Below are 19660 nucleotides of genomic sequence, written 5' to 3' on the forward strand. Positions count from 1 at the left end.
AGGCTATTTCTTGTTTCGTCGGAGACAGCAGTACATGAAAGTTAAGGTCTTTCTCTTTGTCGTATGCGGCTCGATAGTGATGACCTGGGCCGGGCTGGCCGTGGGACATCAACACCACGAACATGCGGACCATGAAATCCAGGCGCACCAGGCCTCCATCAGGATGGGAACGGGCGCAACGTATTTCACCGAAAAGTGCGTTTTCCTTGGGGCCGGCACAAAGCTCACTTATCACTTCGACGCGCCGAAACCGCTTGATTTCAATATTCACGTCCACTTGACCGAAAAAACGATCTATCCGGTAAAAGCCGAGAACGTCGCGCAATACCACGCACAACTGACCGCCTCTGAAAGTCAGGAATATTGCTTCACCTGGCACGCTCGCGAAAAGAGTGCTCGGGAGTGGTATTTCGACTTTGGCTACGAGCCGGTTCCAGAGCAGACGCCGCAGTAAGCGGCCTCTTCAAATTGCACGGCGCAGGTAACGCCGATAGCGGGGTTTCCAGAAATTCCGTTCAATGGCCCGCCGGATCGTCTCATCGTCAGAGCGTAAGGCGACGCCTTCTTCCTGGGCCTGTTTGGCCACATCGAAGGCGATAGCGCGACTGATATCCTGAATATCGGCCAGACTCGGCAAGAGCTTCTCGCCCGTCTGCTGGACGATGGGCGCCTGTTTCGCCAGGGCGTTAGCCGCGGCCATCAACATCGTGTCGGTTACCCGGTTCGCACCGGCAGCGACCACCCCGAGCCCGAGGCCCGGGAAGATATAGGCGTTGTTGCATTGGGCAATGGGGTAGGTATGACCGTCCAGATCGACCGGCTTGAAAGGGCTGCCAGCCGCAACCAGCGCTTTGCCGTTGGTCCAGGTCAGGATGTCAGTGGGTGTCGCCTCGACGCGGGAGGTGGGATTCGATAGCGGCATCACCAGGGGGCGGGCGCAGCCCGCGTGCATCGTTTTGATCACGTCCTCCGTGAACAATCCGCGTTGGCCTGAGACGCCAATCAGCACAGTCGGTTTTGCCTCCTCTACTACATTAATCAACTCTCGACCCGACCAGTCCTTGATCCGCGCAGGATCCTGGGCGAGCGCTGACTGGAAATCCTGCAGGCCGTTCATATCCGTCGTCAGCAGTCCATCACGGTCAACCATGTAGACCCGTTGTCGCGCTTCGTCCTCCGGCACCCCTTCATTCGTCATGGCGACTACGATCTGTGCGGCGATGCCGCAGCCAGCCGAGCCGGCGCCCAGGAAAGCCACCGTCTGGTCGCTGACCTTTTCGTTCTTCACCTTGCATGCCGCCAGTAACGTAGCCAGGCATACGGCCGCCGTTCCCTGGATATCGTCGTTGAAGCAGCAGGCCTCGTCGCGGTATTGCTTCAAGAGCCGCATGGCGTTGTTCTGCGCAAAATCCTCGAACTGCACCAGGGCCTTGGGCCAACGGCGTCTCACAGCGCCCATGAATTCAGCGACGAACGCGTCGTATTCTTCCGGACCAATGCGCTCGTGGCGCCAGCCCATGTACATCGGATCGTCGAGCAGCGCCTGATTGTTGGTGCCGACATCGAGGACGATGGGGAGCGTATTCGCCGGGCTGATGCCGCCGCAGGCGGTATACAGCGACAGCTTGCCGATAGGGATGCCCATGCCGCCGATGCCCTGGTCGCCCAAACCCAGGATGCGTTCGCCATCGGTCACCACGATGACTTTGACGTTGTCCTTGGTGGCACTGCGCAGGAGGTAGTCCATGTGTTCCCGGTCGGGATAGGACACGAACAGGCCACGATGGTTGCGGTAGATCTTGGAGAACTCCTCACAGGCCTCGCCCACGGTCGGGGTGTAGATAATCGGGAGCATTTCTTCCAGATGATCTTCCAGCAGATAGAAGAAAAGGGTTTCGTTGTCGTCCTGCAACGCGCGCAGCGTGATGTGTCGGTCGAGATCGGTCTGGCATAACTCGTATTGTCGGTAAGCGCGCTCCGCCTGTTCCTTGATGGTCTCCACGTTGTGTGGGAGCAGGCCGATCAGGTTGAAATCCACACGCTCCCGGTGCGAGAACGCACTGCCTTTGTTCAGTAGCGGCAGCTCCAGCAGGGAGGGGCCGGCATAGGGAATGTACAAGGGGCGTTGTTCTCTCTTGCTCACAATCACCTCGTCGATGGAGTGGATTACGAAGGCGCCAGGCGCTGGAGATGTCTCGAACAGCCAGATCCCGTTTATTGAGGGTAGCTGATATCAGCCTCTCTCGCAGGCCAGTGCGCCGCACTGATCGATATCAGATCGATCTTAGTGACTCCCGTTCTACCAAGGTTTTTCCAAGTTGACTTGCATCAAACTACTTGCAGTTTCCACCCGAACCACGTTGTCGATCCGCCGGTTCTCGGCTCAAGATTGTGGCAACAAGTGAAAGGAGGACTCGTTAATGAAAACAAAACGCGTATGGGTTGCCAGTTTGGCCGCTCTGTTGTTTAGCGGTTCGCTTTGGGCCCAGCAAGGGCAGCCTGACGAGCGATACCCAATGGGCCCAGGCATGATGGGGCCGGGGATGATGAACCCAGGCATGATGGGCCAGGGCATGATGAACCCCGGGATGGGGCCGGGTATGTACGGCCGCGGTATGCATAAGGGGATGATGGGGCCCGGCATGGACGCTCACGGCGTGATGATGGGGCAATACGGGTTGCAGGCGGACGACTACCTCAAACATCAGGAATGGTTGGATAAAACGGCGACAACGCGCCGTGAGCTATGGATGCTCAAGTTCGATCTGATGGAAGCGCAGCGTACCCATCAGCCTCGCGAAAAGATCGCTGAACTCATGCGTGAGATGCAGAATAAGCAGCAGGCGCTTCAGGAATCCGCACCTTAATTTTCGAAAGGAAAAACGCAGCGGCTGGCCCAATACGATGGGCCAGAGGATTTTCTATGAATGTCGGGCCTCGAACGGGTCACAGCAAACCCTGGCGTCCGCAGCGCCCCGAACCAATTGGACCTCCATCTTGAATTCGGGGAAGTCATTTGTGTCTCTAAAGGACGGGCCATGCTCCTTTGAACGACGCACTTGAACAGGAGGACGTCATGACGCCAGTCGTAACCGATCATGTGATCATCAATAATGCGCGTATTGCCTGTGGTGTGCATGGTGAGGGAATTCCCGTCGTCCTCCTCCATGGAACGCCGTCCTCGTCGCTAATCTGGCGCGATGTCATCCCAAAGCTGGTCGCAGCGGGCTACAAGGTGCATGTTTTCGACCTACTTGGTTATGGTCTGTCCGAGAGGCCATGGGATAAGGACGTTGATACGTCGATCAGCGGGCAACTGCCCATTCTGGAAGGCCTGATGGCACACTGGGGTTTGGATACGGCGCATATCGTCGCCCACGATTTCGGCGGCGGCATCGCACAGCAGCTTGGCGTTTTCTCGCCGTGCCGTCTGCTGACCCTCACGCTTATCGACACGGTCAGCTATGACAGCTATCCCTCAAAGCGCACGCGGCAGCAGATGGAAGCAGGGCTCGAAGTCCTGGGAAAGGCGCCAAACGCGCAGCACAGGCAGCATTTCCGGGACTGGCTGTTGACGGCAGTGGTCGATCGGGAGGCACTGCAGGCTTCAGCACTGGATACTTATCTTGACTACATCTCGGGTCCGGTCGGGCAGGGGAGCCTGTTTCAGCACCAAATCCGTCACTACGATCCAAAACACACCATGAAGATTGCAGATCGGCTTCACGAACTGGGAAACATCCCGGTCAAGTTGATTTGGGGCGAAGACGATGCCTGGCAGGTTCCGGACTGGGCTCATCGGCTCAACAGGGATATACCGGGTTCGGACCTGACGATTGTCAGGGGGGCGGGGCATTTTTCACTAGAAGACAAACCCGATGAGATCGCCGCGCTTGTTGTCGATTTTCTGAATGCGCACGCCTATCTCTGACCTGCGGGTTCAGGTGGTGAGCCTGAGGCAAATACCCCTGGTGCGAGGGCTGTAGTGTCTAGGTCAAAAACTTTAGAAACACTCCGAACTGCTCTAGGCTCAGAGTAACGCTCGATCTTGCCGTATGCGGCGGGGCAGGCGACTCTTGGAGATAGGGGCATGAAATCCTTGTCGAGCACAGGCTTTGCCATTTTCGGCGCCTCGCTGATTGCGATCAGCTATGGCCTCGCGCGTTTCGCCTTCGGCCTGTTCGTGCCGCCCATCCGCGACGATCTGGATTTAACGCCTTACCTGATCGGTATTATCGGCGCGCTACCGCTTATCAGCTTTCTGTTGGCGTCTTCGGTGGCGTCGTTCGCTGCGGTTCGTCTCGGCGCTCGCAATACGGCCATGTTGGCGGGCGTGTTCGGCGTCGTGGGCCTGGGGTTGATCAGCCAGTCTTCGGGCGCGTTGTCGCTCGGCATAGGCGTGTTTGCCTGCGGTATCTGCACCGGTCTCATGATGCCGGCGCTGACGGCCGCCATGCAGGTTCTGGTCGATCGTTCCATGCACGGGCGGGTCAGTTCCGTGATGAACGCGGGCACGAGTATCGGCGTTGCCCTTGCGGTGCCCGCCGTCCTGTTTCTTGCGGGTATCTGGCGCTACGCCTACGCATCCTTTGCCGTCCTGGCGGCCCTTGGCGTTTTTGCTGCGTGGTATTTCATACCTTCGGTCTCCCGCGTCACACCGTCGAATGCGGCGCCGCCACCGCCGATCAGCGCCCTGCAATGGTCGCGTCTTTTCAAGCTCTCGCTGTTTGCGTTTGTCATGGGGTTCGTTTCTTCCGCTTACTGGATCTTTGCGCCCGATTTGATGGTGACCCTTGGCGGTCTGGATGCCTCCGGGACGGGGTGGCTATGGTTGGCTGTGGGTGTCGCCGGGCTTGGGGGTGCCGTGGTGGCTGACCTCGCTGATCGAAACAATCCAGCCATTACCCAGGCCCTGATGCTGATGATGCTGGCTGCCAGCCTGGCCTTGCTGGCGGCGAGTCCCAGTCAGTTAGTGCTTGCTTCGTTTTCCGCACTTGTGTTCGGCCTGGCGTATATGAGCCTTACCGGACTCTACCTGATGACGGGCATCCGCCTCTTGCCGGGGCGCCTCTCGCTGGGGCCGGTATTGCCATTCATGGCCGTCTCGCTTGGCCAGGCGGCTGGCTCGCCAATTCTGGGCATATTGGTAAACAACCTCGGGTACAACGTGGCGTTCGCCACATACGCTTCCATTGGCATTCTTGTGGCCATGCTCTCGCCGTTCTACCCCCGCCATCTGGAACACGATGACGAAGAGGAAGCAGAGGAAGAAACCGGTCTCCAGGCCGCATACGATTATCAACTCCAGACCGAGGAGGGCGAGCCGTTCACCTATGACGAGAAAGGCACCGATGCCTCGAACCTCGAAGATCAGCGGGCTGAACCAAAGCCTGATACCCAGTCATAGGTTAACGGCAGAGAGGTGCGAGAGCCGGATCGATGATAGGCCTCGTGACATTGATTTGAATCAACCCCCGGCGGTCTATCGAGGGGTAGTTTATTTGGAAATACCCGAGGAGGAGGTACCACCGTGGACAAGGGTTCATCGAGTATCATTGTTGCCTGTGATGGTTCAGACCAGGCGCGTAGTGCTGCAAAGTTGGGCGGGAGCTTGGCAAGCGCTCTTGGCCAGCCTCTCAAGCTCCTCACTGTCTTTCCAGAATCGAAAGCGTCGAATCTTGTACTGGCTGGAGTCGGCGGTGACACGATGCAGGCTGAAAAGCAAAAATACGCCCGTGCGGCCTTCGATGCCGCCAGGGAGGTCCTGGGCGACGGCGTCGAACCTGAGGACGAGGTGATCTTGCGTGGTGATCCAGCGCACGAAATTCTGGAATACATGCAAAATAATCCGGGTTCCCATCTCATTCTGGGTCGGCGCGGCTATTCAGCCATCCGCAGCCTGACGCTCGGAAGCGTCAGTGAAAAGATTGTCCGGCATGCGACTGGGCCTGTCACCATCGTCGGTGCTTGACGTAGGTGCTTGAAGCTTGCCTTTGTGAACGCACGGGCTTGTACGCAACGACCTGAAAGTCATTGCGTTTGAAGGAGTGTGCGTGAAGACGAGGCGCTAAACATCGTGAAAGGGCGAGCGGGCCCTGTCAGAAGTGATCGTAGCCGAATTTCATGTAAGTAATACCGGGGCTAAGAATCAGTCGCCAGGCTAGCTCGACTTCATCGCGGCATTCAGGGTCGTAGGCTTTTACAGTGTCGATGAGGCACTCTAGCCAAAGATCGTAGAGATAAGGCTTGATGTTGAGCTCTCGGGCACTGTGAATGTATGCGATTCGACGAAGCACATTGTCGATGGCGCCGCTGGCGTAAAAGGCGACCAGGCTGAAGAACGACTTTTTCAACATCCGGCGTTGCCCGGCCATGTCCGTATTGCGGAATAATTGCCTGACTTCGGGCGACGAGCGCAGAAACCGTTGGTAGAAAGCTTCAAAGAATTCCGTATTTTCGGGCGTGGCCAGGAGGACGCGGTTGTAACTCTCGTCAAATATCTCCTCGAACGACATGACAGCCTCCTTGGTTACTAAGGTTCATCCTCTCTGGGTAACCGTGCACTTTCTGTCAGACGTCTAAACCATATTCTCCCTGGAACATACTCTCTAAAACGTAGCAGTCCCATGTGCGCAGGACCAGGCGTTCATTCCAGTTGTTGGGGCCTGACGTCCGTGCCAATCGTTGATCTGATGCAAGAAGCGGGCTTGGGCATTCAGCTAAGGTGGGCCTGTTAAGCTTCGTTCGAGACTGATTTTATGAGCGTAACAGCCTATAGCTTCGTCGCGGTCTTGATGGTGTTTCTGGCTATCGGTGTGTCATCGATCCGAAAGAAGCACTCTGACGTCAATGATTACCTTACTGCCGGCTACAGCACCGCACCCTGGTTGATTGGGCTGTCTTCGGTCGCCACCAACAATTCGGGTTATATGTTCATCGGCTTGGTGGGTTATACCTGGATGGCGGGGGTCTCGGCGTTCTGTGTTGCTCTGGGCTGGTTATTCGGCGACTGGCTCGTATGGTGTGGCTTCCACCAGCGCCTGCGTCGCTACTCCGAGGCGCATCCGGTGAATACCATTCCCGCACTGACGGCGTTAGACCCGGCAACCCAGTCAAGCCCGCTAAGGCTGGTCTCGGCTGTGATTACCCTGGTTTTTCTCGCTGTTTATGCGGCCGCCCAGCTCAAAGCGGGGAGTAAGGCTCTTAATGTGATGTTCAGCTGGCCTGAATGGTTGGGGGCACTGCTCGGGGCGGCCGTGGTCCTGTTGTATTCCTTTGCTGGCGGAATCCGCGCATCAATCTGGACCGATGCTGCGCAATCGTTCGTTATGCTCTTCGGCATGATCGCCCTGTTCGTTGCGGGATTGCTCGCCGTGGGCTGGCCCTGGGAGCTAGCCGCTGCGTTGGAGTCGGTGGACCCGACGCTGGTGCACTGGAGCCCCGACGGCCTGCTGTTCGGGTTGGTGCCTTTCATCCTTGGCTGGGTAGCTGCAGGCATCGGCGCTATCGGTCAGCCTCATATTCTGGTACGCACTATCGCACTGCGTAGCCCCGACGATGTGCCCGCCGCCCGTCGGGTTTACTTCGCATGGTACTTGCCGTTTGCCGTACTGACGGTCACGGTAGGCCTGTATGCACGCGTATTGCTCGATGGTGAACTCATCGATCCGGAACTGACCTTGCCCTTGATGGCTGAACTGTACCTGCCGGAGATTCTGACCGGCATGGTTCTCGCGGCCATCTTTGCCGCCACCCTGTCTACTGCCGATTCGATGCTGCTCTCCTGTTCTGCGGCGATCAGCCAGGATTTGATTCCGAGGTTCGGTCAGTCCTATGTCAGAACCAAGGTGGGTACTCTCGGTATTACTGTACTGGTGCTGGCCATCGCTCTCTCGGCACCGGCAAACGTATTTACCCTGGTCGTTTTTGCCTGGTCTTCGCTCGGTGGGACCTTGGGCCCAGTCATTCTCCTGCGCATCATGCACGCGCCCTTGGGCAGGCCCACCGCATTGACGATGATGGCATCGGGGATGGCAACCCTGATTATCTGGCAGCTACTCGGCTATTCCGATTCCCTGTATGAATTGCTGCCAGCCCTGGCCGTTTCGTTTTTGGTATACGGGCTCATGTACCCGTTCCAACACAAGGAGGCCTGACAAGTCATGGCGGAAGAAAAAGGTGACAAGCTTAAGGTGCTTTATGCCTGTGACCCCTACCGCGACCTGGAAGATCTGGATCCCGGTGGCCGGTTGATCAGCCCGGAAAATGCGCGCCTCCTGGTCGTGATGGCTTGCGAACTCCCCGAGGAGAGCCTGTCCTGGTTCCGCAAGCGTCTGATGCCGCCGCTACAGCTTAGGCGCCAAGTGGCAGCCCAGGAGGTCGAGTTGCAGGAACGGATGTTTGAGGTCGTCAAACGACTCGAATCCCTGGGGTATGAAGTGGATTCCAGAGTTCAGCGAGGGCGCAAGATCGGCGAAGTGCTTGTTGCCATGGCCGATGAACATCAGGTCGATCTGATCCTCGTCGAACGACGAAGGCAGACTGCTTGGCAGCGGTTACTTGTCGGCAGTGTCATCGATTACCTCAACCGCTATGCGAACCAGTCGATGTTGATTATGGCGCCACCGGAGTGACGCTTGCCTTGCGCACCTCGATTCTCATTCAGGGTGCGGTTCAAGCCCGCTTCACCATTTAGCCGCCGACACTAACACTAAAGGTGACGTAACACTTTCAGGCGGGCCTCGCGGGTCGCTTGCGACCATATACCTCCTCTAAAGCCGTTGCCTCTGGGGCACAGAACATTCCTGGCTACTTGGTCACGTTCGGAACTGGTGTCGAGTCATCCCATCGTGTGCTTTCGGTCGAGCCCTTGTTGCGGGCTTTCATCGGCTGGGGCGGTGGAGGTATCTCGTCTATGGTGGCGGGGTGGTACGAAATATTGGGAGTAAAGGAAAAGGGGGTAATTACCGTATTCCTCTAATGGGGTACGCACCAAGGACGTTGATTTTAATCAAGTATTAGCATGGCCAGGCTGTGGGGTAATAGCTGACAGATATCAATTGCGGCCTCTTGCCCAGGGGCCGAGATCTGTCCTCGGAGACGCCCATGAAAATCATGCTTGCCTACGATGGATCGCGGAATGCCAGGTTGGCACTGGCCCAGACGATCACCCTGTTTCGCGATCTGAATCCCCAAATCGTGCTTGTCGCGGTTGCTGAAAACCCACGGGATATCACCTCTGGCAACGAAGACCTGTTTCAGCAGGAAGTCGCCAGTCTCAAAGATGACCTGAAAGAAGCCATGCAGGTGTGCCAGGACGCCGACATCGTCGCCGAGACGATGTTGCTCGAGGGTGACCCGCGCAAGATGCTCCTCTTTGCCGCCGAAAAGAACATCCGTCCGGACATGTTGGTCATCGCTCGCCATAGCCATGAGCCGGATGGCGGTTTTATCGCGCGGTCCCTTACCTATTTCGTGGACGAACTGGACTACATGACCTTCGGCAGCGTGAGTTCGTTCCTCGCCCGGCGGATTCAATGCCCACTTCTGATCTTGCCCAGCCGCTAACCCGGCGACGACGCAGTTTTCGATTGATAGCCCAAGGAGGCTGACATGAAAGTCGCAGATGTCTTCCACTTCAGGAACGCCGAGATCAAGGCGTTGCACCTTACCTGGATAGCATTCTTTATTACCTTCTACGTGTGGTTCAACATGGCGCCGCTGGCATCGAGCATGCTTAAGAGTGTCGCCTGGCTAACTACCGACGATATTCGCCTGTTCGCCATCTGTAACGTGGCCCTTACCATTCCCGCCCGCATTATCGTAGGCATGGCCCTGGACCGTTTCGGGCCGCGCCGTGTGTTCTCGGTCTTGATGGTTTTGATGGCGATCCCGGCGTTGGTATTCGCTTTCGGCAATACCATGACCCAGTTGCTGGTCAGCCGTCTGGTGCTCAGTTCCATTGGCGCAAGCTTCGTCGTCGGCATTCACATGACGGCGATGTGGTTCAAGCCGAAGGACATCGGTTTTGCGGAAGGTTTCTACGCCGGTTGGGGCAACTTCGGATCCGCCGCTGCGGCCATCTCCCTGCCGACCATCGCACTGCATATGTACGGTGGTGAAGATGGGTGGCGCTGGGCCATCGCACAGAGCGCCCTGGTCATGGCCGCCTACGGCGTTTACTACTGGTTTGCCATTACCGATGGCCCCGCCGGAACCGTGCACCGCAAGCCGCGCAAGGCGGTAGCGTTGGAAGTCAGTACCTGGGGTGACATGGTCAAACTGATCCTGTGAACCATTCCGCTGGTTGGTGTCCTGAGCATCCTGGTATGGCGAATCCAGAATATGGGTTACCTGGGGACCACCGGAGCCGCAGTCTGCTATGCAGCGATCTTCGCCATCGTGTGTTACCAGATCGTCCAGATCCTGCGGGTGAATGTACCCATTCTCAAAAAAGGCGTGCCCGAGGACGACAAGTATCCCTTCAACAGTGTCGCGGCACTGAATAGTACTTACTTTGCCAACTTCGGTGCAGAACTCGCCGTTGTCTCCATGCTGCCCATGTTCTTCGAGGAAACCTGGAGTCTGAGCGCTACGGCCGCAGGCCTCATAGCCGCCTCGTTTGCGTTTGTGAACCTGGTTGCGCGGCCCATGGGAGGGCTGGTTTCGGACCGATTGGGGAACCGGCGCTTTGTGATGCTCAGCTACATGTTCGGCATTTCAGTTGGCTTCGCATTGATGGGGCTCATGAACTCCAGCTGGCCGCTCATCATTGCGGTCGGGATTACCGTGTTCACATCGTTCTTCGTACAGGGCGCGGAGGGCGCAACCTTCGGCATCATCCCGTCCATCAAGCGACGGCTTACCGGACAGATTTCCGGCATGGCGGGGGCATACGGTAATGTGGGTGCGGTAGTCTATCTCACCATATTCACTTTCGTTACCCCAACGCAGTTCTTCTACATCATTGCTGCGGGGGCCTTTATCAGCTGGGTCCTGTGCGTCATGTGGCTGAAAGAGCCCGAATCCGGCTTTGCCGACGAGTACCAGGTGTCCTCGGTGGACCTTGAAATCGAGGAAGAGGAGCGCCGTCGGCAGGCTACCGCCTCAGCTGTCTGATAGATCATCGATAGAGCGTGAGGAGAACCGCCGGGACTGGCCCCGGCGGTTCTTCGATTGAAGCGGAAAATAAGTGAAAAGTGGCCGCAACGTTTAACTTCAATCACCCCGTCGTAACACCCCTATAGTCCACGCCATGGCTCGCTATAATGGCGTACCCCGAACTGGCGCGGAGAACCTTATGCCAATCGAAAAGAATCAGGTGGTCTTATTCCACTACAGCGTTAGCGATGAACAAGGCAACACCATCGAAAACTCCCGTGACGGCGAGCCGAACGCCTACCTGCATGGCCATGGCGGTATTATCAAAGGCCTGGAAGAGGCCTTGGAAGGCCGCGAAGCCGGCGAAAGCTTCAGTGTCACTGTCACGCCGGACAAAGGCTACGGTCCGCGTAATCCAGAGGCGATGCAGCGTGTCCCGATCAAACATCTACGCGGCGCCAAGCGCTGGAAGCCGGGCATGATTGCCCAGGTGCAGACGGAGCAGGGTGCTCGTCATGTGGTCGTCGTCAAGGTCGGCCATAAGTTTGCGGATGTCGATACCAACCACCCGATGGCCGGTCGGACCCTGACCTTCGATATCGAGATCATCGAAGTTCGCGATGCTGATCCGGAAGAAATCTCACACGGTCATGTGCATGGGCCGGGTGGGCATCACTGAAAGTAGGCATCGGGAAGAGGGCTGCTTTGGAAGGGCGCTCGATTGGCACAAATAAATCCAGACCGTCTTGGAGTGCCATCGGGGATCAGCGTTGCGAGCGCCTGAGCGCCGCTTGGCAAGCAGGATGCGTCGGGTCCCAGCAGGAGCCCTCGAAAGGCCCACGCGTACTGTAGGCGGGGCGATGCCGATCATCGTCCTCGCCGGCGAGATCAAAGATGAAATCCCAAAGATCGTAACCGTCATCCCGGCTTGATTGGGCATATCCCTGCGGATCCCGGGCCTTCCATGCCGCCGCTGATTCACAGATTTCCGAGTAGTGTTCGGGCTGGCTGACACGAATTTCCTGGCAATAGGTTGCGGAGGCATCCAGCGGTAACCCTTCGCTGTTATGGCCGGTATTCGTGCAGCCGGACAGTGCCAGAAGCGCAATGTTCAGTACCAGGACTTTATTCTTCATCGGGTTCGCTCTTTCCGCTTCTGTTTGGCGACCGACCACTATACTTGGGTTTGAACCCGTTGGCCCCCACTCATTTTCTACGACAAGAGAAACGAGGCAAGGCTAAGGCATGCAAATCGGCGTCATCGCAGACACCCATAGCAAAATGCGCCGCGAAGCCCTCGAGGTTTTGGCTGGCTCCGACCTGATCCTTCACGCCGGCGACGTGGGGCGGGACGAGGTTCTGGACGCGCTGGAGTCGTTGGCGCCCGTGATCGCGATTCGTGGCAACATCGACAAGACCGGTCGAGCAGCGGAGCTGCCTGATGTGCAGGAGCTCGAATTCGCCGGCCACACTTTCTACATGCTGCACGATGTCAAAACCCTCGATTTCGATCCTCAGGGTCGATGCCGTGTAGTGATCGCCGGCCATTCCCATAAACCTCGTAACGAGTGGGTCGACGACGTGCTCTATTTCAATCCCGGCGGCGCAGGGCCCCGACGCTTTACGCTGCCGATTACGGTTGGGCGACTGGAAGTGACTGAAGACGGTGTGACGGGTGAGATTATTGAACTGTCTGTTTGAACCGGGGCGAACTCCAGCGAAAAGCTGTAGGACGGCGAAGAAAGTTGCACGGGCGGATGGCTGTGGCGCATGTTGTTGAAGGAAGAAGTGCATTGAATCAGAGAGGCACTCTGACCACCTGGAACGACGCCAAGGGCTTCGGCTTCATTACACCGGAAACCGGCGGTGACCGGGTCTTCGCGCATATCAGCAGCTATGCCGGCCGCGGGCGCCCCGTTTCCCGCCGCAAGGTGACTTACAGCGTTGCCAAAGATGGGAAGGGGCGGCTGAGAGCAGGGAAGTTCCAATACGTAGGTGCCTACCGGATGGGGGCCGGGCTTTCGCCGGGAGTCTGGTTAGCCGCTGCTGTTGTGCTGGTGTTCTTCGCCGCTCTGGCAGGTCTGTTTTACCGAAACGTTCTACCGGCCTCCTTTCCCGGGGTTTATTCTGCGATAAGCCTGGTCTTATTCCTGATGTACTGGATCGACAAGCGGGCCGCGACTCGCGGAGCCCAACGTACGCCTAAAAATACCCTCCATCTCCTAGAACTCCTATGTGGCTGGCCAGGTGCACTCCTGGCCCAGCAGGTGTTCCGGCATAAAACGCGAAAGGGCAGCTATCAATTCGTCTTCTGGCTGGCGGTGTTGGCCAACCTGGGCGCCCTGGGATGGTTACTTATTGCGCCGGAGGCATCGACGTTGCGCCAGCAGTTAGGCATTGAGCTACCTGGGTGACAAAGGCTAAAGTCGAGCTGACTTGAGGTCCTCATCCTTGAGCTGCGCAACACGCTGATGCCGCGGCTTCAATGGACAATGGAAGAACGGAAGTTGCGGAGGGGCGGTGTTGGAGGCTTTAAAGTCGGGGTTGATGGCCTGGTTATGGCCGGGGGTGTCGGTGTTTGCCGCGGCTGCCGTCGCCTATCTGGCCTACCGGGTGGCCCTTGCGCTTGTGCGCCACTTTTCCGAGTCCAGAACGGTCCCTCGTCTATTTCTCGACGCCGCTGCCAAGGCCCTTGGCGTGGTGTTCTGTTTGTTGGCGGTGGCCGGAGGGCTGGAAGCGGCGCCTGATGATCTGCCGTTCATGTCGGTCGTCCAGCACGTCACGAAACTGCTACTGGTGCTGGCCGTGACCTGGGCCGCGGTGCGGCTCACATCGGCAATTGGTGAAGTGATCGTTGCGCTGAACCCGGTATTGGAGGGGCAGTGGAAACGGGCCCGCAAGGTCGAAACGCAGACCCGTTTCGTTGTGCGTGCGCTGAATATCCTGATCGTGATCGTCGGCCTCGGCGCCGCCCTTATGACATTCGAGTCTGTGCAGCACATGGGGGCGAGTCTGCTTGCCTCGGCGGGTGTCGGTGGTTTGATTCTCGGCTTTGCCGCCCGTCCGGTGCTGAGTAACCTGCTGGCGGGCATGCAGATTGCCATTACCCAGCCTTTCCGTATCGACGACGTACTGCACGTCCAGGGGGAGTGGTGCTGGGTGGAGGAAGTGACTGCCACTTACGTCGTGCTCCGGGTATGGGATCTACGCCGGCTGGTGGTACCGCTGCAGTGGTTCATCGAAAACCCGTTCCAGAACTGGTCCCGCAACAACGCGGACCTGCTTGGCACGATCTTTATCTGGGTGGACTACACCATGCCGGTGGAACCGTTACGGGAGGAATTCATGCGGTTGTTGGAGAGTTCGGACCTGTGGGACGGGAAAACGGCCACAGTACAGGTCACTGATGCCAGCGATCAGGCTATGCAGATACGGTTCCTTGTAAGCGCCTCGGATTCCAGCAGGAACTGGAACCTTCGCTGCGCAGTTCGGGAAGGTTTGGTGACCTTCATCCAGGAACACTACCCGGATCACCTGCCGCGCTTGCGTGCGCGGGTGCTGGAGTCGCCTGAGCCTGAAACCCTAAATGGCAGTTGAGCTGTCGATTGTCGGTAACGGGGTATCGTCGCTTGCAGGCGATGCCTGCTTGCCAGAAGGGTGTGCTTGCAATACATATTCGACGTGGGTAGTTTTGATAGTGGAGGCATCCAGATGTTACCTGGATCTTTGCTACGTATTCTCGCCACAGTCGCGAGTGGTGCGCGTCTCTTGGCGCAGTCCGCAGTCTCCTGGGATAACGAACCGACAGGCGACGAAAGGCCACTCCCCCTCAGCAGTTGCAGTTCCATCCAAGAATAAGTCGTACCGGACAGCAAGTCGTACCGCGAATCCAATCCACCATGACTCGTTATTCAAGGCGCGATAACTATGGATATTTTCGTCATCAATATGGAAAAAGATACCGCCCGTCTGGACTTCATGCGGAAACAGCTTGGCGATATGGGGCTGGATTTCGTAAGGGTAGACGCCGTCAATGGCCATACGTTGCCAGAGATCGATGCCGAGGCGTTTCGGGCGGCCCGCCCGCGGGATGGGGTGAAGTCCTGGTCGCGGGGGAAGATCGGTTGCTTTTCCAGTCACTTTAAAGCGTGGGAACACTGTGCCAAGGCGGAGGGGGCCCATTCGCTGATTATTGAGGATGATCTGCACGTTTCCAGTCAGTTGAAGGCGCTCTTGTCGTCGACCGACTGGATACCGGAGGAGGCCGATATTATCCGTCTGGAAGTTTCCACCAATTTCGTCCGGTTGGCGAAGAAGCCTGACGTGACGGTCGCCGACAGGAATATCTTCAGGCTACGTTCCACCTCCTGGTGCGCGGGCTCCTACATTCTCAAGAAAACCACGGCACAGAAACTAATCAACATCGACAAGAAGCGCCATTGTCCCATCGATATGTTCCTTTTCTCCTTTGAAGACAGCCCGGTGGCGAGAGAGCTGAATATCTTCCAGTGCGTTCCAGCCATTACCCAGCAGGACAAATACAAGGGGGAGGGCGCATTGAGCCTGGGCAGCAATATCGAGAAGCTCAGAAAGCAGGACAGCCCTTTGGTCAGGCGACTGAAAGAGCTGCGGAATCCCGCTCAGGTCGTACTTTGGATGAAAAAGCTGGTTTTGAATTATCGTCGAGTGCGGTTTCAGTAAACCGGATTAAAAGGTGTCAGGGATTAGGATTAAAAGGTGTCAGAGCATATTTTGCGCGGTCCCACTATAAGGAACATCTGCCTGATTTTGTGAATTGGTTCTCATAAAGGGCTGGTCGCTATTTGACCACTGTAGGCGCTTTTATTATATGTTTTAGTCGCTTACACAAGGAGCAATATCATGGAAGATATTCAGTGGGGCGCGCGATCACGTGCGTTCGTTCGCAGTATTCTAGCCAGTACGCTTTTTCTGACTTTCACTCCGGCCAGTACCCTGGCTGCCATTCAAACCATCGGCGCTGGCAGCATTGCAGACCGACCCAACCCTGACGGCTACACCTGTGTCAACGACTACGGCGCCTGGATTCATAATGCGGGGGTCGTCGAACCCGGCATCGCCGGTTGTGATCCGGTGCAGGGCCCCATCGGGGAGCCAACGCCGCTTTATCCCCATGTGACAGGGCCAGCCGATGCCCAACCGACCGGGACACATCGCTGGTGGGGCTCGGTGGCTTTCTATGGCGATATGCCGATCGGCGATGCCAACCGGGCCGGCTATATCACGCCCGATCCGATTGCGGCGCGTATTACCGACCGCGGCTTCCGCATGGCCAGTATTCCCGATGGCATGCAGTTCAAGAACGGCAATACCGATACCTATGACGTGCCGGCACCGTTCGATGAAGTGTTTGACGGGCTAGCGATCGGCAACAGCCAGTTCAGCACCCTGGACGCCAAGATGTACGACTACTCAGACGGTAGTGTGACGGTCGAGTGGCAAAATAATGGTTCGCCGGTCATGCGCGGGACCTTTGTTCACGGCTCACCCTACGTCTATGTCGATGTCCTGCAGGGCGAACTGGAACTGCGCAGCAAGGCGCCTAATGGCCCGGAGAAAGGCGTCTTCCATCAGTCCGCAAACCAGTTGGGAATGTGGACCGACGTCGCCGGGAATCACGGTAATTTCCTGGTTGTCGGCAATGGCAGTACCCAATTCCATAACGTAGGAAGTGACGCTGTCCGCGTGTCTAACCCCGCCGGGCAGATTACCGTTGCACTGATCCCGACGGCGAATGGCGCCGTTCCGGATGCGGCCAAGATCAACCGGTTCGCCGCGCGTGCCCTGAACCGGGTGAATGAAGTCCGTATTGACTATCAGGTCGATGAACAGACCCAGGACGTGACGGTGACCCAGCGTTATCTGTTTAACGGCCAGCCGGTCGATACGTTCACCGGTTTGATGCCTTTGCAATGGAAAAATACGGTCGACGACATCAGCAGTCAGGACCAGATCCGCAGCGCCCGTGGCTACCTGAAATTCGGCAACTTGAGTCAGTTCCGCTACCGGCTGCCCTTCGTTGGTGTACTGCCGACCCTTCCCGCACTCAACCGGAGCTACGACAACGATAAGCTGACCCAGTTGATCCGTGAATTCGTTGCGCAGGGTCCGTCTGCCTGGAACAGTTATAGCGATACCTACTGGTCAGGAAAGAGCTACGGCAAAGTGGCGGAGGTCGCCGCTTTGGCTTACGAGCACGGCTTGACCAACGAGCACGAGATCCTGGTCGAGTGGCTGAAACTCGAGCTCGAAGACTGGTTTACCGCGCAGACCAACGGTCAGGCGGACGTCACCCGGTACTTCTCTTACGATGACCAGTGGAACACGCTGCTGGGCTACGACGAGAGTTTCGGCGCCCAGCAGGAGCTGAACGACCACCATTTCCACTATGGCTATTTCGTCCGTGCGGCGGCGGAAATCTGCCGGACCGATAAGAGCTGGTGTGCGGCCAACGCCTGGGGCGGGATGGTCGAGATGCTGATTCGGGATTATGCCGGCCAGCGTGACGATCCGCTGTTCCCGTACGTCCGTAATTTCGATCCGGCCAACGGTTTCAGTTGGGCGTCCGGTCACGCCAATTTCGTTCTCGGCAATAACAACGAGTCGACGTCTGAAGCGGCCAACGCCTACGGGGCCATCGTCCTGTACGGCGAAATTACCGGCAACGACGACCTCGTCGACCACGGTATCTACCTGCACACGCTGTCCACTGCCAGTTACTGGGAATACTGGAACAACATCGACCGCTATCGTGGTTTCGGCGCGCCCTACGATAACTTTGCCCCGGAATACGACAAAATGACTACGTCGATCATCTGGGGCAGTGGGCATGTCTTCTCGACCTGGTTCAGCGGCGCCTATGCGCACATCCTTGGTATACAGGGGCTGCCACTGAATCCGATGGTCATGCACATCGGACAGCATGCCGATTACCTGAGTGACTATGTGGATTTGGGACTGAGCGAGTCGTCGAACGGCAAACCGTCCGGCCTTGCCAACGATCAATGGCGCGATGTCTGGTGGAATATCTGGGCGATGACCGAGCCGGAGGCTGCGATCGCCGACTTCAATACCATGGACTTCAACTACGATGTCGAGGCCGGGGAGAGCAAACCCCATACGTATCACTGGATTCACACGCTAAATGTCCTGGGGCATATCGAAAGCGGTAAGGGCGAAATAACGGCGGACAGTCCGATTGCCCAGGTGTATGAGAAAAACGGCCAGAGAACCTACGTCGCCTATAACTATCACGATACCCCGCAGACCGTGACGTTCTCCGACGGTACTCGCCTCGACGTTCCGGCAGACAGCTTCGGCATCTCCGGCTACGGTACGCCCGACGACAGTGGCGGTAACGGCGGCGATAACGGTGGCGATGACGGCGGAAACGATGGTGGCGACAGCGGCGGAGACAGCGGCAATAACGGGGGTGACGACGGCAGTGGCAATGGTGGCTCCTGCAGCGATTTCTGTTTCTCCGAAGGCGCTGACAGTCTGACCGTTACGGCGCATGTGGGTACGGCTGTGGATCTCCACTATCGGGTCAACGATGGTCCGCAGCAGAACGTTCGCATGACGCGCAATGGCAGCAAGCACGTCTACACCATCCCGAACCTGGGGCAGGGCGATCAGGTCGATTATTTCTTCACCGTCATCGAACCGTCCGCCTACGATACGGAATGGTCCTCCCATACGTTCGGCAATGGTGGTGGAAATGGCGGTAATGGAGGCAGCGACGGCGGTGGTAACAATGGAGGCGGCGATAGCGGCTCCGACACCGGTGGAGGAAATGGCGACGCTGGTGACAGCGGAGCGCTAACCATTTCCCGGGCCACCGCCAGTACTGCCACGCAGAGTCCGTCACTGGCCGTCGATGGCGACGCGGGCACTCGCTGGGAAAGCGACTGGCTCAACGACGGGCAGTGGCTCACGCTTGACCTGCCTCAGACCACGGCGATCCGCCAAGTGGAAATTGATTGGGAAGCCGCCAATGCAGCGAACTACGATATCTGGCTGTCCGAGAATGGCAGCGACTGGTGGCATGCTTCGAGCGTATCCGGCCGCACATTCGGTAGCCGGACGGATGTCGTTTCGCTGAACCAGTCCGCCCGGTATGTGTCCCTGGTCATGGGGAATCGAAGTGCTGGAAATGACTGGGGTTACTCGATCTACGAAGTCCGCCTGATCGGACAGTAACGCATACGCGGGCCTGATGTATTGTCGGGCCCGCGTCTCACCGCGTATTGACTGGCCACTGTCAGCCTCCCTCCCATTAGATATACCGACACACCGATTCCCTTGACCAGCGTGTCTAACTGTTTTCCTGCCCCGATGTGATCACGCCTAACAACAAGCGTCACAACCCGCCCGTCCAATCTGGCTTATCACTGCTTTTCCCTTGGTCCGGGTCGCGATTGACATCAGGTGGCAAACGCTACCAACACTGAGGGCTTTCGCGAAGCCTGCTGTTTGCTTCCGGGAGTTTGCTGGATAAGGACGAGGGTAGCGCGATATAACG

The 19660-nt window shown here is 57.5% G+C and carries 17 protein-coding genes and 1 pseudogene; 15 read left to right on the forward strand and 3 right to left on the reverse strand.

The window, feature by feature from the left end:
- The first annotated feature begins 34 nt into the window (after positions 1-34).
- On the forward strand, positions 35-454 hold the full coding sequence (locus RE428_RS05360) for a hypothetical protein (protein ID WP_154660747.1): 420 nt from the start codon (positions 35-37) through the stop codon (positions 452-454).
- A 9-nt stretch (positions 455-463) separates the two neighbouring features.
- Here RE428_RS05360 and RE428_RS05365 read toward each other — a convergent pair whose 3' ends face one another.
- Complete coding sequence (locus tag RE428_RS05365; protein WP_004580952.1) at positions 464-2149, reverse strand: NAD-dependent malic enzyme; 1686 nt, start codon at positions 2147-2149, stop codon at positions 464-466.
- 271 nt (positions 2150-2420) lie between these two features.
- Here RE428_RS05365 and RE428_RS05370 point away from each other — a divergent pair, with 271 nt between their 5' ends.
- The 4 genes from RE428_RS05370 (at position 2421) to RE428_RS05385 (ending at position 5971) form a co-directional block, all read left to right on the forward strand.
- Positions 2421-2867: a hypothetical protein gene (locus RE428_RS05370; RefSeq protein ID WP_004580953.1), complete on the forward strand. Its 447-nt coding sequence runs from the start codon at positions 2421-2423 to the stop codon at positions 2865-2867.
- A 209-nt stretch (positions 2868-3076) separates the two neighbouring features.
- The gene (locus RE428_RS05375) at positions 3077-3931 is read left to right on the forward strand and encodes an alpha/beta fold hydrolase (RefSeq protein WP_004580954.1); all 855 of its coding nucleotides are present in this window, start codon (positions 3077-3079) and stop codon (positions 3929-3931) included.
- 159 nt (positions 3932-4090) lie between these two features.
- A complete protein-coding gene (locus RE428_RS05380; protein ID WP_004580955.1) occupies positions 4091-5407 on the forward strand; it encodes an MFS transporter in 1317 nt (438 codons plus the stop codon).
- A 123-nt stretch (positions 5408-5530) separates the two neighbouring features.
- Complete coding sequence (locus RE428_RS05385; RefSeq protein WP_040882516.1) at positions 5531-5971, forward strand: universal stress protein; 441 nt, start codon at positions 5531-5533, stop codon at positions 5969-5971.
- A gap of 127 nt (positions 5972-6098) precedes the next feature.
- On the opposite strand, the gene RE428_RS05390 is transcribed toward RE428_RS05385, so the two are convergent.
- The gene (locus tag RE428_RS05390; protein ID WP_004580957.1) at positions 6099-6515 is read right to left on the reverse strand and encodes a globin family protein; all 417 of its coding nucleotides are present in this window, start codon (positions 6513-6515) and stop codon (positions 6099-6101) included.
- Between the two features lie 243 nt (positions 6516-6758).
- On the opposite strand from RE428_RS05390, the gene RE428_RS05395 reads away from it, so the two are divergent.
- From RE428_RS05395 to RE428_RS05415, 5 genes and pseudogenes are all read left to right on the forward strand, one after another.
- Complete coding sequence (locus RE428_RS05395; protein ID WP_004580958.1) at positions 6759-8156, forward strand: sodium/proline symporter; 1398 nt, start codon at positions 6759-6761, stop codon at positions 8154-8156.
- Between the two features lie 6 nt (positions 8157-8162).
- Positions 8163-8633 carry a universal stress protein gene (locus RE428_RS05400; protein ID WP_004580959.1) on the forward strand — a complete coding sequence of 157 codons (471 nt, stop codon included), beginning with the start codon at positions 8163-8165 and terminating at the stop codon, positions 8631-8633.
- 472 nt (positions 8634-9105) lie between these two features.
- Positions 9106-9567, forward strand: coding sequence for a universal stress protein (locus RE428_RS05405; RefSeq protein ID WP_004580960.1), 462 nt, complete (start codon positions 9106-9108; stop codon positions 9565-9567).
- A 45-nt stretch (positions 9568-9612) separates the two neighbouring features.
- Positions 9613-11118 (forward strand): annotated as a pseudogene (locus tag RE428_RS05410) (MFS transporter).
- A 181-nt stretch (positions 11119-11299) separates the two neighbouring features.
- Entirely contained in the window at positions 11300-11779 is a 480-nt protein-coding gene (locus RE428_RS05415; RefSeq protein ID WP_004580961.1) for an FKBP-type peptidyl-prolyl cis-trans isomerase, read from the forward strand.
- A gap of 85 nt (positions 11780-11864) precedes the next feature.
- On the opposite strand, the gene RE428_RS05420 is transcribed toward RE428_RS05415, so the two are convergent.
- Positions 11865-12236 carry a hypothetical protein gene (locus RE428_RS05420; RefSeq protein WP_004580962.1) on the reverse strand — a complete coding sequence of 124 codons (372 nt, stop codon included), beginning with the start codon at positions 12234-12236 and terminating at the stop codon, positions 11865-11867.
- Positions 12237-12345: 109 nt separating this feature from the next.
- Between RE428_RS05420 and RE428_RS05425 the strand changes: the two genes are divergently transcribed.
- The 5 genes from RE428_RS05425 (at position 12346) to RE428_RS05445 (ending at position 19338) form a co-directional block, all read left to right on the forward strand.
- The gene (locus RE428_RS05425) at positions 12346-12801 is read left to right on the forward strand and encodes a metallophosphoesterase family protein (RefSeq protein ID WP_004580963.1); all 456 of its coding nucleotides are present in this window, start codon (positions 12346-12348) and stop codon (positions 12799-12801) included.
- Positions 12802-12893: 92 nt separating this feature from the next.
- On the forward strand, positions 12894-13514 hold the full coding sequence (locus tag RE428_RS05430) for a DUF1294 domain-containing protein (protein WP_004580964.1): 621 nt from the start codon (positions 12894-12896) through the stop codon (positions 13512-13514).
- Between the two features lie 133 nt (positions 13515-13647).
- Positions 13648-14697 carry a mechanosensitive ion channel family protein gene (locus RE428_RS05435; protein WP_004580965.1) on the forward strand — a complete coding sequence of 350 codons (1050 nt, stop codon included), beginning with the start codon at positions 13648-13650 and terminating at the stop codon, positions 14695-14697.
- Between the two features lie 330 nt (positions 14698-15027).
- Positions 15028-15801, forward strand: a complete 774-nt coding sequence (locus RE428_RS05440; protein WP_004580966.1) for a glycosyltransferase family 25 protein — start codon at positions 15028-15030, stop codon at positions 15799-15801.
- 180 nt (positions 15802-15981) lie between these two features.
- Positions 15982-19338 carry a glycosyl hydrolase gene (locus tag RE428_RS05445; protein WP_004580967.1) on the forward strand — a complete coding sequence of 1119 codons (3357 nt, stop codon included), beginning with the start codon at positions 15982-15984 and terminating at the stop codon, positions 19336-19338.
- Positions 19339-19660 lie beyond the last annotated feature (322 nt).

The sequence above is a fragment of the Marinobacter nanhaiticus D15-8W genome (assembly GCF_036511935.1).
Classification (GTDB): Bacteria; Pseudomonadota; Gammaproteobacteria; order Pseudomonadales; family Oleiphilaceae; genus Marinobacter_A; species Marinobacter_A nanhaiticus.